This is a genomic window from Sporosarcina sp. P2, assembly GCF_002743255.1.
Classification (GTDB): domain Bacteria; phylum Bacillota; class Bacilli; order Bacillales_A; family Planococcaceae; genus Sporosarcina.
Map to the genome: position 1 here is coordinate 232,424 of NZ_PDYY01000003.1, position 14,071 is coordinate 246,494.

Genomic DNA, 14,071 nt, shown 5'->3' on the forward strand with positions numbered 1-14,071 from the left:
TATATTGAAGGAGGGTAACTTCAAATGGGATACAGAAAACTTGGACGCACAAGTTCACAACGTAAAGCAATGCTTCGCGACTTAACGACAGATCTTATTATTCATGAGCGCATCCAAACAACTGAAACACGTGCGAAAGAATTACGTAAAGTAGTTGAAAAGATGATCACTCTTGGAAAACGTGGAGATCTTCACGCGCGTCGTCAAGCGGCTGAATATATTCGTCGTGAAAAGGTAGCTGTTGAAAACGCAGAAGGCGAAGAAGCAACAGTGTTTGCACTTCAAAAGCTTTTTGATACAGTAGCACCACGTTATGCAGATCGCCAAGGCGGTTATACACGTATAATGAAAATGGGACCTCGCCGTGGCGATGGCGCACCAGTAGTTATTATCGAACTGGTGTAATTCCAACACTTCGAGGGTGTGTCTGTCACGCACAGCACACCCTTTTATTACAAGTACGAGATTTATACGACATAAAAGCTGAGTGTTATGATCCGCGAGTAATCGACTGGTCTAGCTCTACGTACCTCATCTGAGATGTCGGCATGAGCACCCGGCATTTTCGTTTTCAAAGGCGCATTCCTTAGATGAGGTACGCGCTTTTTTTTATACATAAGAATAATTCAATACATAAAAACTATATTGATTCATAACAACACCTAAAAGGGGGAGTCCAGATGAAGGAATTAGCGTCGATGCACCATGTTGACTTTTCTTACGACATGGAAGAAGAGGAATCTTTGCGTATGTCAACTAAAGCATTACATGATGTATCTTTCACTTTGTATGAAGGAGAATGGCTGGCAGTTGTAGGACATAACGGTTCTGGTAAGTCGACGCTAGCCAAGCTATTAATAGGCTTGATGTTTCCTTCGTCAGGTGAAGTACATCTCTTTTCGGAACGACTATCTGAAGAGAATCTTTGGGAAACACGTTCGCGTATGGGGATAGTCTTTCAGAACCCTGATAATCAGTTTGTCGGTTCTACCGTGCAGGATGATGTGGCATTTGCACTCGAAAACAATGGCGTACCACACGACATGATGGTAAAACGTGTCCATGAGGCTCTGGAGCAGGTGAAGATGAAAGATTACATCAACCATGAACCACATCATCTTTCAGGGGGGCAGAAGCAGCGTGTGGCGATTGCAGGTGCATTAGCTTTGCATCCCGAACTTCTTATACTAGATGAAGCTACTTCCATGTTGGATCCCCGGGGACGTGAAGAAGTAATCGAGATCGTTAAGGGGTTACGCTCTGAAATCGGATTGACTGTGTTATCTATTACGCATGACTTGGAAGAGGTATTATTGGCAGATCGTATATTGGTAATGAATGAAGGACAAGTATTGATGGTAGGTTCACCGCAAGAAATCTTTCAACAAGGTACTGAACTTGAAAAGGTTGGGCTCGATCTGCCGTTTGCTTTACGTGTTTCTGAGTTATTGAGAATAGCTGGCGTAGAGTTGGTTGGCAATCATATGACAGAAGAAGAGTTGGTGAATGAATTGTGGACATATCACTTCAGCAAGTAGGCTACTTATACGCTAAAGATTCACCGTTTGAGAAACGTGCTCTGCAGGACGTGACAGCTACGATTCCTTCAGGTTCTTATACTTCCATCATTGGGCATACAGGGTCAGGGAAATCGACCTTATTACTTCATTTGAATGGATTGCTAAAGCCGTCTGAGGGTATTGTCAAAATAGGTGACACGGTAATTACTGCCCACACTAAAGGTAAGCAGATGAAGGAAGTTCGACAGCACGTAGGAATTGTGTTTCAGTTTCCTGAACATCAGTTATTTGAGGAAACAGTTGAAAAAGATATTATGTTCGGCCCTATTAATTTTGGAGTGCCGAAAGAGGTAGCGAGGGCTCGTGCACATGAACTAGTGAAGCTTTTAGGTCTTCCTGAAGACGTGTTGCAGAAGTCACCTTTTGAGCTATCAGGAGGGCAAATGCGGCGTGTTGCGATTGCAGGTATCCTCGCATTCAAACCATCTGTCTTGGTACTTGACGAGCCAACAGCGGGGTTGGATCCTAAAGGACGTAAAGAGATCATGGAGTTGTTCCATCATTTGCATAAGACAGAGAATCTAACGACTATCCTTGTCACCCATAGTATGGAAGACGCTGCACGCTACAGTGATCGGATTCTGGTGATGCATGAGGGAACAGCCGTAATGGAAGGTACGCCTGAAGAAATATATAGTCAAGAAGAGGAACTTCATTCATATCGACTCAGCGTCCCACGTTCCGTGCGTTTTCAGCGTGAGATAGAAAAGATGAGTGGACGACGTTTTGATCATATTGCACTTACGGAAGACGTATTGGCACAAGAATTAGCAAAAGCTATTGCAAGGAAAGAGGAGCGGCCATGTTAGAAAAAATGATTATCGGTCGTTTTATTCCAGGTACTTCTATTGTGCACCGTATGGATCCGCGTTCCAAATTACTTTTTGTCTTTCTGTTTGTAATAGCGGTGTTCTTGGCCAACAACGTAGTATCTTATGTCATTTTGCTTGGTTTCACAGCGTTTGTCATTGCGCTTGCCAGAATCAGACCTTATTTTTTGATCAATGGATTAAAACCGGTCATCTTTTTGATTATTTTTACACTTCTATTACATATTTTCTTTACACGTGAGGGCCCCCTTCTATTTGAATGGAAGTTTATTAAAGTTTATGAAGAAGGATTGCGAATGGGTATATTCATATCCATCCGATTTTTGGTGCTTGTGTTGATTACGACAGTATTGACGCTAACCACTTCACCGATCTCGATTACGGATGGGTTCGAAACGCTACTTAATCCTTTTAAAAAGCTGAAATTACCCGTACACGAATTAGCACTCATGATGTCCATTTCTCTACGTTTCATTCCAACTTTAATGGACGAAACAGATAAAATATTAAAGGCACAACTAGCAAGAGGTTCTGATTTAAGTACCGGTTCCATCAAAGAACGGATACAGGCAGTCATTCCTTTGCTTGTCCCGCTATTTGTTAGTGCATTTAAGCGCGCGGAAGATTTGGCGATTGCAATGGAAGTGCGTGGCTACCGTGGCGGAGAAGGTCGCACAAGATTCCGACAGCTGTCTTGGCAAATGAGGGATACTGTTGTCTTGATCGCTTTTGTGCTATTGGTAGGTGTATTGCTATGGGTGAGGAAGTGAATAGATTGAAACGAATGAAAGCGACTGTTTCGTATGATGGCACGGATTTTGCTGGCTATCAATCCCAGCCAGGCATGCGGACAGTTCAAGCAGAGATTGATAAGGCGCTTGTAAAATTGCATAAAGATTCGACATCACACGCGGTAGCAAGCGGACGAACTGATGCTGGCGTTCATGCGCTAGGTCAGGTGATCCATTTTGATACACCTCTGGATTTAGGTGATCGCTGGCTGATGGCATTGAATGTGCTACTACCTAAGGACGTACGCATAACTGCGATTGAACAGGTGTCTAAAGAATTTCATGCGCGTTACAGTGCAAAAGGTAAAACGTATCGATATAAATGGTCATATGGAGAATTGCAAAGTCCATTTGAGCGTAATTTTGCAGTCCATTTAGGTAGATGGAATCCGGACGTGGAACGAATGAATGCAGGTGCTGCCTATTTAATCGGTACACATGATTTCACAAGTTTCTGTTCAGCGAAGACCGCTACCTTGAATAAAGTCCGCACAATCCGAAAACTAACACTTGAGCGACATCAGGAGGAACTGATTCTTGAAGTGGAAGGTGATGGATTTCTATACAATATGGTTCGTACGATTGCCGGTGCTTTGCTGGCTGTTGGTATTGGTTGGGACGAGCCGGAAGATGTCCAGAAGATTCTTGAGGCGAAAGATCGTCAAAGGGCAGGGAAGACAGCAGCAGCACACGGTTTGTACTTAATGGAAGTGACCTATTGAGCTCATGGCAACTAATCCTGGCGTTTTCATAAAAATGCTTGACTTTATTGACAATAAAGTATAACATGATAAATGGTATTTCAATAACCCCACAAACAAGCCCCGGAAGTTTATTTGTGTTTAGGGATAGAGAAAACAAGGGAACAGATTCGATATTTTAGGAGGAAATACAATATGCGCACAACATTCATGGCTAAAGGTCACGAAGTCGAACGTAAATGGCTAGTTGTCGACGCTGAAGGACAAACGCTTGGTCGTCTTGCTTCAGAAGTTGCAACTCTTTTACGCGGTAAACACAAACCAACGTTTACACCACATGTTGATACAGGCGATCACGTCATCATCATCAACGCTGAAAAAATCCATTTGACAGGTAATAAATTGAAAGATAAATTATACCACCGTCACTCTGGTTATACAGGTAGTCTTAAGTCACGTACTGCACTTGAGATGCGTACTAACTACCCTGTAAAAATGCTTGAACTAGCGATTAAAGGAATGCTTCCAAACGGTCCTCTAGGTCGTCAAACAATCAAGAAATTACACGTATACGCTGGTCCAGAGCATCAGCATAGCGCACAAAAACCAGAAGCTTTCGAGCTTCGCGGTTAATTAAGAGGAGGAAACCCACTTGGCACAAGTACAATATATCGGCACTGGCCGTCGTAAAAGTTCAGTAGCTCGTGTACGTCTAATTCCTGGCGAAGGTAAAATTGTCGTCAATAATCGTGATGTAGAGGACTACGTACCATTCGAAACACTTCGTGAAATCATTAAACAACCACTAGTAACAACGGAAACACTTGGAAGCTACGATATCCACGTTAACGTTCACGGTGGAGGTTACACAGGTCAAGCAGGCGCAATCCGTCACGGCGTTGCTCGTGCATTGCTTACTGTAGATCCTGATTTCCGTGCAGCACTTAAATCAGCAGGATTCCTAACACGTGATCCACGTATGAAAGAGCGTAAAAAATACGGTCTTCGCGGCGCGCGTCGTGCACCACAATTCTCAAAACGATAATTTTTTTCAAAAGTCTTTCTCATTATTTAATGAGAAGGGCTTTTTTGCGTGTAGCATTAGCTATATTTTGGGGATGAACAGTTACTACTGGCTAGTCAGTAAATAGCGCTGACACTAGGAGTATCGTTTGCTAACTTACAAATGTTTGCATCACACATAATTTGCGAAGTTTTGTATACCAGATGATTGTATGATGAGAGGTGATCCAAGCATTTTATCTGCAATAAAATAGCTTTAGCAGTACTTCTGTGAGGAGATATCTTACCAGCTCATTGTGTAAGCGTGAACACTTGATTCTTCGCCACAAAGCTGTACAATAAATTAGTAGCAGTAACTCCCAGCCGTTTCCACTGTTTTTAAATGAGGTAAATGGACACAATCCCCCCATTCCAGTTGTTTCGAATACCTAAGAGATTCACCGATCCTCCCCGGATGTATGAATCACAATCGGATCAACTTGCGATCAAACCATTATATAACACACTTTGTTACATTACACGTATAGTTCGAACTTGCATCCATGACTGCCCATTAGTCATTTACTAGCAAAAACTTTAGGCGTGGCAACGTTTATGCTAACTAACTTAAGGGGATACTGTCGGTATACCGACTTTTTCTTTGCCTTGTTGCTTCGAAAAGGGCCTTATTTAAAAGAGATGGCTTAAGTTTACCCCGAAAATTCATGTGAGCTACTAACAGCTCGTTAAATACTCGGAATATTTAAAGCCTTCTAATAAAGTGGATTATGAGAGAAGCGCACTAATGGAATATAATACATACTATTATTTTAGGAGGTTGAACAATGCGATTACTACCGCGTGAAATGGATAAACTAATGATTGTTGTTGCTGCAGATGTTGCTAGAAGACGAAGAGAACGAGGACTTAAATTGAACTACCCAGAAGCCATGGCACTCATTACGTATGAGGTGATGGAAGGTGCCAGAGACGGTAAAACTGTGGCAGAACTCATGTCTTATGGTGCAACGATTTTATCTCGTGAAGATGTAATGGATGGCATTCCAGAAATGATCGATGATATTCAAGTAGAGGCGACATTCCCGGATGGAACGAAGTTGGTCACAGTGCATAATCCAATAAGATAAATTGTTTATTGAAAGAAAGGGGACGTAACGATGATACCAGGCGAATATATTTTAAAAGATGAACCGATTACTTGTAATGAAGGCGCGGAAAGTATACATGTACAAGTAATTAATCATGGCGATAGACCTATCCAAATTGGCTCTCATTACCACTTTTATGAAGTGAATCTTGCATTGAAATTTGATCGGGAAGTAACGTACGGTAAACGTCTCAATATACCTGCAGGTGCTGCTGTTCGTTTTGAACCGGGCGATGAAAAAGAAGTGCAGCTAATTGACTATGCTGGAGAAAGAGAAGTTTACGGATTTCATAATAAAGTAGACGGACCATTGGAAGGCGGGAATACGAAATGAGTTTTAACATGGATAGAGAGCAATATGCTCAAATGTTCGGACCGACAACAGGAGACTCTGTTCGATTAGCAGATACAGATTTATTCATCCAAATTGAAAAAGATTTTACAAAGTATGGAGAAGAAGTTGTATTTGGTGGTGGAAAAGTCATTCGTGATGGAATGGGGCAACATCCGCTTATTACGCGTGAAGAAGATGAACGAGTACCTGATACAGTCATTACGAATGTCGTCGTTCTTGACTATACAGGGATATATAAAGCCGATCTAGCAATTCGTGACGGTAAAATTTCGGGTATCGGAAAAGCAGGTAATCCGCTTGTGCAAGACAAAGTAGACATTATTATTGGAGCTTCCACTGAAGTGATTTCGGGGGAAGGTAAAATCATTACGGCCGGCGCAATTGATACGCATGTGCATTTCATTAATCCGGCACAAGTCGATGTTGCACTTACAGCTGGGACAACCACACTAATCGGGGGTGGAGCTGGACCAGGAGATGGTTCTAGGGCTACGACAGCCACACCGGGTGCCTGGCATCTTCACTCCATGCTGAAGGCTTTAGATGGACAACCAATCAATATTGGTTTAACAGGTAAAGGACATGCGGCAGCGGGAGCTCCCTTGGCAGAACAAATAATTGCCGGGGCAATTGGTTTGAAAGTCCATGAAGATTGGGGCGCGACACCGTCCGTTCTTGATCATGCATTACGAATTGCTGATGAATATGATGTACAAGTCGCACTTCACGCGGATACGTTGAATGAATCAGGATTCTTTGAAGATACGATCAAGGCGATTAATGGTCGAGGTATTCATATGTATCATACGGAAGGCGCGGGAGGCGGACACGCACCGGATTTGATTAAATCGGCTGGTATGATGAATGTGTTGCCGGCTTCTACCAACCCTACATTGCCGTATACGATTAATACGATTGATGAGCATTTGGATATGGTGATGGTCGCTCATAACTTAAATCCTTCTGTGCCAGAAGATATCGCATTCGCAGATTCACGCATTCGTAACGAAACGATTGCAGCGGAAGATATTTTACAAGATTTAGGTGTCTTTAGTATGACGAGCTCCGATTCTCAGGCGATGGGCCGTATCGGTGAAGTTGCTCTTCGTACGTGGCAAGTAGCCCATAAAATGAAAAAGCAACTTGGCGTGATGGAAGGTGATAGTGAGTATTCGGATAATAATCGGGTAAAACGCTATGTCGCTAAATATACGATTAATCCTGCTATTGCTCACGGGGTATCTGAGTATATCGGTTCAATTGAAGTTGGTAAAATGGCCGATCTTGTCCTTTGGGATCCGAAGTTCTTCGGAGTCAAACCGGAGATGATTTTGAAAAGTGGAATGGCGGTATTTAGCTTAATGGGCGATGCAAATGCAACGATTCCTACACCGCAACCAATGATTTATCGTCCGATGTACGCAACACTCGGAAAGGCATTGCCGCAAAGTTCCATTACATTTGTTTCACAGATTGCATATGATCAAGGAATAAAAGAGAAGCTTGGACTTGAAAAAGTAGTACTGCCTGTCCGTAACATACGGAGTCTTACGAAAAAAGATATGAAATTAAATACAGCTACACCACATATTGATGTAGATCCACAAACGTACGAAGTGAAAATCGATGGAAAGCTTATAACATGTGACCCAGTTGACGAGGTGCCAATGGGGCAACGCTATTTCCTATTCTGAGGTGAAAAAAATGATTGTAGAAGAAATCGTAATGAATATCAGGGATTTAGATCCAAGTGAGTATGAAAGCCGTCATAAAGAGAAAGTGTACTTAGAAAGTGCACATTTAATGAAGAGAATACAACGCGTAGAAACCGATCACGGACGTGAAATTGGAATTCGATTAAAAACTCCGCGTGATTTGGAAGCGGGAGACATTCTGTTTATGGATGATAAGAATATTATTTTGGTTGATGTCCTTTCTGATGATTTAATTATTATTAGCCCGCGGACAATGCTTGAAATGGGAACGATTGCCCATCAACTTGGAAATCGTCATTTGCCTGCGCAATTTGAAGACGAGGATATGCTTGTGCAATATGATTATTTAGTTGAGGATTTGCTACAGGAAATGGATATTCCATTTAAGAGAGAAGAACGAAAAGTTGCAAAGGCTTTCCGTCATATTGGGCATAGTCATGACTAATCATGCGTTATCTTTGTTACAGCTATGCGATTCTAGTTTTCCCATCGGCTCTTTTAGTCAATCATTCGGGTTAGAAACCTATATTCAAAAAGACAAGGTCACCGATGCTAACACATTTTCTGAGTGGTTACATGTCTATGTGCATGAACAGCTTGCTTATGCAGACGGCTTGGCTGTAAGACTCTCATATGATGCACTGGATAACGATGACCTGGATAAGGTTTGGGAATTGGACCGCATATTGACTGTACAGAATCTTGCTCGCGAATCACGTGATGGTACACAGCGTATGGGTGATAGAATGTTAAACATTGCAGAAGCCATTTACAAAATACCTGTGTTAACTACTTACGCCCAAAAAATTCGTGATAAACAAGCTTTTGGCCATCCAGCCATTGTTTTTACGATGATCGGACATCATCTTCAAGTAGAAAAGAATACAACGGTTTTATATTACTTATACTCGACGGTTGTTAGTCTTGTGCAAAATGCTGTACGGGCAATCCCGCTTGGACAAACTGCTGGACAGAAAATCATTTACACTTTTCAACAACAACTTCAGCAAACGACAGACAAAATAATGGAATTAGACGAAGAAGAGTTTGGCGTTGTATCGCCAGGCCTTGAGCTTTCACAAATGCAACATGAACGTGTCGGGATACGTATTTTTAGTTCGTAATAAATGAAATGAAATTGATAATAAGGATGTGCTTAGAATGGGACCAATTAAAATAGGTGTCGGTGGACCAGTTGGTGCGGGAAAAACCATGCTTGTTGAAAAAATTACACGCGCGTTAGATGGCGAAGTGAGTATGGCGGTTATTACCAATGATATATATACGAAAGAAGATGCCAAATTTTTAGTTGCGAACGGTATTCTTCCGGAAGACCGTATTGTCGGCGTGGAAACAGGAGGCTGTCCACATACGGCAATTCGTGAAGATGCTTCGATGAATTTCGCTGCGATTAATGAATTGAAAGAAAAACATTCCGACCTCGAGTTGATTTTTGTAGAGAGTGGCGGTGATAACCTAGCGGCTACTTTCAGTCCAGAACTCGTAGACTTTTCCATATATATAATTGACGTAGCGCAAGGTGAAAAAATCCCGCGCAAAGGTGGACAAGGAATGATTAAATCTGATTTGTTTATTATTAATAAAACAGATTTGGCACCATACGTTGGGGCGAGACTTGAGGTAATGGAGTCCGACACAAAAGTATTTAGAGGAAATAAACCTTTCTTTTTCACCAATTTAAAAGATGATCAAGGACTAGATGAAGTGGTTGAATGGGTCAGAAAACACGCTTTGTTAAAAGGACTAGGACAAGATGCCTGAATGGACAGGTGTTCTTGACCTTGTCATGGAAAACCGACAAGGACGCTCCGTGGCGAAAAGCGTTTACTTTCAAGGTGCATTTAAAGTGATGCGTCCCGTCTATTTCAATAAAAATAGTTATCCATGCTATTATTTATTGAATCCTGGCGGTGGCTATTTAGATGGAGATCGGTATCAAATGAAAGTCACGCTTGGTGAACGAGCGATGCTGACGTTGACGACCCAGTCAGCGACGAAAGTATATAGAACACCGACCGAGCAAGTCTATCAAGAAACAGTCATTCGTATGAAGAAGGATAGTTATCTAGAGTACTTACCGGATGCACTTATTGCATACAAAGATGCCAGTTGCTATCAAAAAAATAGTATATACATGGAAAAAGGAGCAACTTTGCTGTATGCTGAAATTTTGACTCCGGGCTGGTCGCCGGAAGGAGAAAAATTCAGCTATGACATGCTCCGTTTGAAAACCGAGATTTATATGGAAGGTCAACTTGTTGTCTTTGACCATATAAAACTTCATCCAGCGTCACAAAATATGAATGAGTTAGGCTTTATGGAAGGATACACACATTTGGGTTCCTTAATTGTCGTTGGAGAAAAAACGAATAATGCTCTATTGGATCGATTATATGAAACTCTTCAACAAGAGGCTGGAGAATTTGCATTCGGATTGTCTAAGCTTGCCGTTCCCGGCTTCACTATACGCATTTTGGCAAACTATACACAAGTCGTAGAGCGAATTATTTCAGTCTGCCACCACGTAATTAGCGAAGAATGGGATCAAATGAAACCAAGTTTTTTAAGGAAGTACTAGAAAATGCCCGACAATTCAATGAGTTGTTGGGCATTTTCTGTCCGTTATGCTACTACTGCAGAAATTAATATGCATGGAAAGTAATAAAGAAGGCTAAATTATTCCGTATATATTCTGCAGTTTGTTCAAACAACTTTGTCACTGTTCAAATGATTGAAACACAAAAATTAGGGTATTATTATACATACGTGGTGTGTCATTCGTAGGATTAACCATGTCCGTCAAGTCAATAGAATGTATAGCAGTCTTTGCGTGTATTGGTTCAACATTCACGGTAATTATTAAAGGCTGCAATAAAGTTGTTACACATGTGTGAAGTTGATCTTCCGCCTGGTAGTGAGTGAAGATGTAATAGAGTGTACGGGAAGTAAGTTCGCTACGACTTACGGTGTTTGGACCATATATTCGAATGATATAAAGCATAGTAGAATATTAATGGATTTGACAACAACCTATTGCTAAGTTATATTAGAGTTTAAATTTTTTTAAAGGATTTTTACGTGAGCAGGAATGATGGGTAATTAAACTTCAGGCTAGAAGGCTTGAATTAGTAGTTATGGATAACGTAAGATGAGCCATTTTATAAAAAGAGGCTTTATACTATTTTTGGAGGTGTTCCCTGTGGTAGATGACTTTGAAGCAGAAAAAGTTTTTGAAGACAGGCAGTACGAGCGAATTCAGTTTAAGCTCATCTTAGAAGGTCGTAAGTATAAAGGTGACTATCATGACGGTAAAATCCAATGGCTTAATCCACATCCCAAACATGATGTTGGCGAAGAAGAAGTAATTGCCATAGAGGATAAAGTTTTGGAACTTCTATCAGAGCAAGGGATTCGAAGTGAAGCGGATGATATTGAGATCGAACAATCGAATAGCGGAAGTCAAACTCGACCACTTCAGTCATTTAAATTGAAGATTCAAGGCGAAGAATTTAAAGGTACATTCATTAATGGCAAAATTGAATGGTATCATCCTAAACCACGACGTAAACTAGAAGAAGAGCGCGTAAAAAAAATAGAAGAAGATGTTGAGAAAAAGCTAAAAGAACATCTAGAATAACAAATTGACACTTCGTGAAATCTGCCGAATAAACGTATTCGATTGAGTGAGACAAACATAAGGTCTTCTGCCAATCACTGTGTTGTATGTAGGCTACGTGCAATCTCAATTCGTTTGACCTTTCTGACAAGTTAAGACTACAATGAATATACAAATGAAATAGTTGTTACCGCTAGGGGTGCTCTGTGGAGCTGAGAGAAGCATATGCTTTAACCCTTTAACTTGATCCGGTTCATACCGGCGTAAGGAAGTGGTGTAGATGTTACTTAGCTTATTTCTGTGCTCTGTGATGTCTCTCCGCCACTTCTTGTCAAGAAGTGGCTTTTTCATTTATCACGAAAAAGGGGAGAGTATACATGAAGTTTACAGAACGTTTATTAGAGAAGACATTACCGATTTGGAGACAGAATCATAGTCACCCGTTTGTCCAAGAGATTGGAAATGGTCTGTTGGATCAGGAGAAGTTTCGTTTTTATATGGTGCAAGACTATTTGTATTTAATTGACTACGCGAAAGTGTTTGCTGTGGGCACGATGAAGGCTACGGATGTAGAGACGATGGGTAAATTTGCTGCATTGCTTAACGGTACACTACACACTGAAATGGAACTTCACCGTCAATATGCAGCACGCTTTGGCATTACCGAGGAAGAGCTCGAGAATGCTCAGCCGTCTCCAATTGTCCTAGCGTACACGCACTATATGCTACATGTAAGTCAAAACGGCTCTCTAGCGGAAGTTGTCGCTGCATTATTGCCGTGTGCGTGGAGCTACTGGGAGATCGGCAAAGAGCTTTCGGAATTGCCTGGTGCGCTGGAACATCCATTGTATGGTGACTGGATTCGCATGTATTCATCGGAAGACTTTGGCGAGTTGGCTACTTGGTGCTTAGAATTAATGGACGAAACTGCAGAAGGCAAGCCTGAATCAGAATTAGTGAGGTTAGAGGAGATCTTCCTTAATACGACTCGATATGAGTATATGTTCTGGGACATGGCCTACACGAAGCAAATGTGGCCTGGTATGCATGAAGGACAGATGATTACAAATTAATATAAAAGAAACGTCCGACTATTTAAGTTGGATGTATTTCATTTAGAATTGAATGGATATAAACAGCGCATGCTATTCCTAAAGGAGGTGTGCGCCATCTTTGCAAAAATAGGTTTGGCACTTGGAGTTTTATTGACAAGTGGGTCGGGTACTAGTGATGAGTCAGCTGCTGCACTTAGTAAAGTGGAAGTACCGGCATACGCCAAATGGTCAAGGCTTGCGATCAAACAAACGATGCTCAAATATCCTCATGCAGATATCAAGGATTATTTGCATATCGCAACCGACTCAAAAAAAGTTACGGGCGTGGAGAAATTTCAGCTTTGGTTAAAAGAGGAAGAGCGGGAATTCGGTGTAATAGTGACTGTCACCTATTCAGCTGAAACAGGTAAATTTATTCGCATCGATTTTCAAGAAATACCTGTTCAATAAGCCAATGCCCCTAGACCATATAACATGGTGCAGGGGCGTTGGTTTATTCGGGATCTCTTTGATAAAAGAAATTGGGAGTGATAATGTCATTGGCAAACCGTTTGTGATAGACATGGGTAGCGGCGGGTGATAGTGGTGGAATGAGCCATACCCAGTTACCTGTCACTTTTCTTCCTGCACTTTGCTCTTTCTTTTCGAACGATTTGAATTGTTTAGCTGCGGTATGATGATCAACAAGTGTGACGCCTTCTTGCTGGTAGGAATGTAGAACGGCTATATTCAACTCTACAAGTGCTTTGTCTATCCAAAGAGATCGATTGGATTTCGTGTTAAGGTCCATCAGTTTGGCGACAGACGGCAAAAGATTATAACGGTCCGCATCTGCAAGATTACGCGCTCCAATTTCCGTACCCATATACCAGCCGTTAAATGGTGCCATGGGATGTTCAATTCCACCGATATCAAGACGCATATTGGAAATGATCGGAACAGCATACCATTTTGTATGCAACTCAGAAATTCCTTTGATTTCGGGATGACTGATAGGTATTTCTTTTACTAACGACTTTGGCAATTCAAAAAGCCGCGGAGATTTCCCATACTCTTGAATGACAAGCGGTAGTACATCAAAAGGTGTTTTGGCTCCTTGCCAACCAAGGCTTTCACATAACTTAGTCATTTCAATGGATGTAGAGTTACCAATGTTGATTTGTTCTTCTCGTGAAAGTCCTAGTTCATCATAACAACTGTGAATAAACTGGACTGCTTTTTGAAATAGCTCAATTCT

At 41.5% G+C, this 14,071-nt stretch carries 17 protein-coding genes, 1 pseudogene and 1 riboswitch; of the genes and pseudogenes, 17 read left to right on the top strand and 1 reads right to left on the bottom strand.

Features of this window, described 5'->3' with window-relative positions:
- The first annotated feature begins 24 nt into the window (after window positions 1-24).
- From rplQ to CSV67_RS05275, 17 genes are all read left to right on the top strand, one after another.
- Complete coding sequence (gene rplQ, locus CSV67_RS05195; RefSeq protein ID WP_099630546.1) at window positions 25-405, top strand: 50S ribosomal protein L17; 381 nt, start codon at window positions 25-27, stop codon at window positions 403-405.
- A gap of 275 nt (window positions 406-680) precedes the next feature.
- Window positions 681-1,538 carry an energy-coupling factor ABC transporter ATP-binding protein gene (locus CSV67_RS05200; protein WP_099630547.1) on the top strand — a complete coding sequence of 286 codons (858 nt, stop codon included), beginning with the start codon at window positions 681-683 and terminating at the stop codon, window positions 1,536-1,538.
- Entirely contained in the window at window positions 1,514-2,389 is an 876-nt protein-coding gene (locus tag CSV67_RS05205; protein ID WP_099630548.1) for an energy-coupling factor ABC transporter ATP-binding protein, read from the top strand. The genes CSV67_RS05200 and CSV67_RS05205 overlap by 25 nt, the downstream gene beginning before the upstream one ends.
- Entirely contained in the window at window positions 2,383-3,180 is a 798-nt protein-coding gene (locus CSV67_RS05210; protein WP_099630549.1) for an energy-coupling factor transporter transmembrane component T family protein, read from the top strand. The genes CSV67_RS05205 and CSV67_RS05210 overlap by 7 nt, the downstream gene beginning before the upstream one ends.
- A 5-nt stretch (window positions 3,181-3,185) precedes the next feature.
- On the top strand, window positions 3,186-3,923 hold the full coding sequence (truA, locus tag CSV67_RS05215) for a tRNA pseudouridine(38-40) synthase TruA (protein WP_099630598.1): 738 nt from the start codon (window positions 3,186-3,188) through the stop codon (window positions 3,921-3,923).
- A gap of 174 nt (window positions 3,924-4,097) precedes the next feature.
- Entirely contained in the window at window positions 4,098-4,535 is a 438-nt protein-coding gene (rplM, locus tag CSV67_RS05220; protein WP_099630550.1) for a 50S ribosomal protein L13, read from the top strand.
- A 19-nt stretch (window positions 4,536-4,554) separates the two neighbouring features.
- Entirely contained in the window at window positions 4,555-4,947 is a 393-nt protein-coding gene (gene rpsI, locus CSV67_RS05225; protein WP_029053248.1) for a 30S ribosomal protein S9, read from the top strand.
- A gap of 802 nt (window positions 4,948-5,749) precedes the next feature.
- The gene (locus CSV67_RS05230) at window positions 5,750-6,052 is read left to right on the top strand and encodes an urease subunit gamma (protein WP_099630551.1); all 303 of its coding nucleotides are present in this window, start codon (window positions 5,750-5,752) and stop codon (window positions 6,050-6,052) included.
- 30 nt (window positions 6,053-6,082) lie between these two features.
- Entirely contained in the window at window positions 6,083-6,406 is a 324-nt protein-coding gene (locus tag CSV67_RS05235) for an urease subunit beta (RefSeq protein ID WP_099630552.1), read from the top strand.
- Complete coding sequence (ureC, locus tag CSV67_RS05240; protein WP_099630553.1) at window positions 6,403-8,121, top strand: urease subunit alpha; 1,719 nt, start codon at window positions 6,403-6,405, stop codon at window positions 8,119-8,121. Before CSV67_RS05235 ends, ureC begins: the two co-directional genes overlap by 4 nt.
- 10 nt (window positions 8,122-8,131) lie before the next feature.
- A complete protein-coding gene (ureE, locus tag CSV67_RS05245; RefSeq protein ID WP_099630554.1) occupies window positions 8,132-8,587 on the top strand; it encodes an urease accessory protein UreE in 456 nt (151 codons plus the stop codon).
- The gene (locus tag CSV67_RS05250; RefSeq protein ID WP_099630599.1) at window positions 8,580-9,266 is read left to right on the top strand and encodes an urease accessory protein UreF; all 687 of its coding nucleotides are present in this window, start codon (window positions 8,580-8,582) and stop codon (window positions 9,264-9,266) included. The genes ureE and CSV67_RS05250 overlap by 8 nt, the downstream gene beginning before the upstream one ends.
- Window positions 9,267-9,303: 37 nt before the next feature.
- The gene (gene ureG, locus CSV67_RS05255; RefSeq protein ID WP_099630555.1) at window positions 9,304-9,924 is read left to right on the top strand and encodes an urease accessory protein UreG; all 621 of its coding nucleotides are present in this window, start codon (window positions 9,304-9,306) and stop codon (window positions 9,922-9,924) included.
- Entirely contained in the window at window positions 9,917-10,741 is an 825-nt protein-coding gene (locus CSV67_RS05260) for an urease accessory protein UreD (RefSeq protein ID WP_099630556.1), read from the top strand. The genes ureG and CSV67_RS05260 overlap by 8 nt, the downstream gene beginning before the upstream one ends.
- A gap of 621 nt (window positions 10,742-11,362) precedes the next feature.
- Window positions 11,363-11,800: a YheE family protein gene (locus CSV67_RS05265; protein ID WP_233189500.1), complete on the top strand. Its 438-nt coding sequence runs from the start codon at window positions 11,363-11,365 to the stop codon at window positions 11,798-11,800.
- Window positions 11,801-11,964: 164 nt separating this feature from the next.
- A riboswitch (TPP riboswitch) is annotated at window positions 11,965-12,066 on the top strand.
- 90 nt (window positions 12,067-12,156) lie between these two features.
- Window positions 12,157-12,852: a thiaminase II gene (tenA, locus tag CSV67_RS05270; RefSeq protein WP_099630558.1), complete on the top strand. Its 696-nt coding sequence runs from the start codon at window positions 12,157-12,159 to the stop codon at window positions 12,850-12,852.
- 27 nt (window positions 12,853-12,879) lie between these two features.
- Window positions 12,880-13,284, top strand: coding sequence for a DUF3889 domain-containing protein (locus CSV67_RS05275; protein ID WP_233192560.1), 405 nt, complete (start codon window positions 12,880-12,882; stop codon window positions 13,282-13,284).
- A gap of 43 nt (window positions 13,285-13,327) precedes the next feature.
- On the opposite strand, the pseudogene CSV67_RS05280 reads toward CSV67_RS05275, so the two are convergent.
- Window positions 13,328-13,999 (bottom strand): annotated as a pseudogene (locus CSV67_RS05280) (nitric oxide synthase oxygenase); the annotation flags it as partial.
- Window positions 14,000-14,071: the final 72 nt, after the last annotated feature.

Bases quoted from the DNA above. Each gene is read 5' to 3' on its own strand.
- rplQ (WP_099630546.1), top strand. From the start codon at position 25: ATGGGATACAGAAAACTTGGACGCACAAGTTCACAACGTAAAGCAATG.
- CSV67_RS05200 (WP_099630547.1), top strand. From the start codon at position 681: ATGAAGGAATTAGCGTCGATGCACCATGTTGACTTTTCTTACGACATG.
- CSV67_RS05210 (WP_099630549.1), top strand. From the start codon at position 2,383: ATGTTAGAAAAAATGATTATCGGTCGTTTTATTCCAGGTACTTCTATT.
- rplM (WP_099630550.1), top strand. From the start codon at position 4,098: ATGCGCACAACATTCATGGCTAAAGGTCACGAAGTCGAACGTAAATGG.
- CSV67_RS05230 (WP_099630551.1), top strand. From the start codon at position 5,750: ATGCGATTACTACCGCGTGAAATGGATAAACTAATGATTGTTGTTGCT.
- CSV67_RS05235 (WP_099630552.1), top strand. From the start codon at position 6,083: ATGATACCAGGCGAATATATTTTAAAAGATGAACCGATTACTTGTAAT.
- ureC (WP_099630553.1), top strand. From the start codon at position 6,403: ATGAGTTTTAACATGGATAGAGAGCAATATGCTCAAATGTTCGGACCG.
- ureE (WP_099630554.1), top strand. From the start codon at position 8,132: ATGATTGTAGAAGAAATCGTAATGAATATCAGGGATTTAGATCCAAGT.
- CSV67_RS05250 (WP_099630599.1), top strand. From the start codon at position 8,580: ATGACTAATCATGCGTTATCTTTGTTACAGCTATGCGATTCTAGTTTT.
- ureG (WP_099630555.1), top strand. From the start codon at position 9,304: ATGGGACCAATTAAAATAGGTGTCGGTGGACCAGTTGGTGCGGGAAAA.
- CSV67_RS05260 (WP_099630556.1), top strand. From the start codon at position 9,917: ATGCCTGAATGGACAGGTGTTCTTGACCTTGTCATGGAAAACCGACAA.
- tenA (WP_099630558.1), top strand. From the start codon at position 12,157: ATGAAGTTTACAGAACGTTTATTAGAGAAGACATTACCGATTTGGAGA.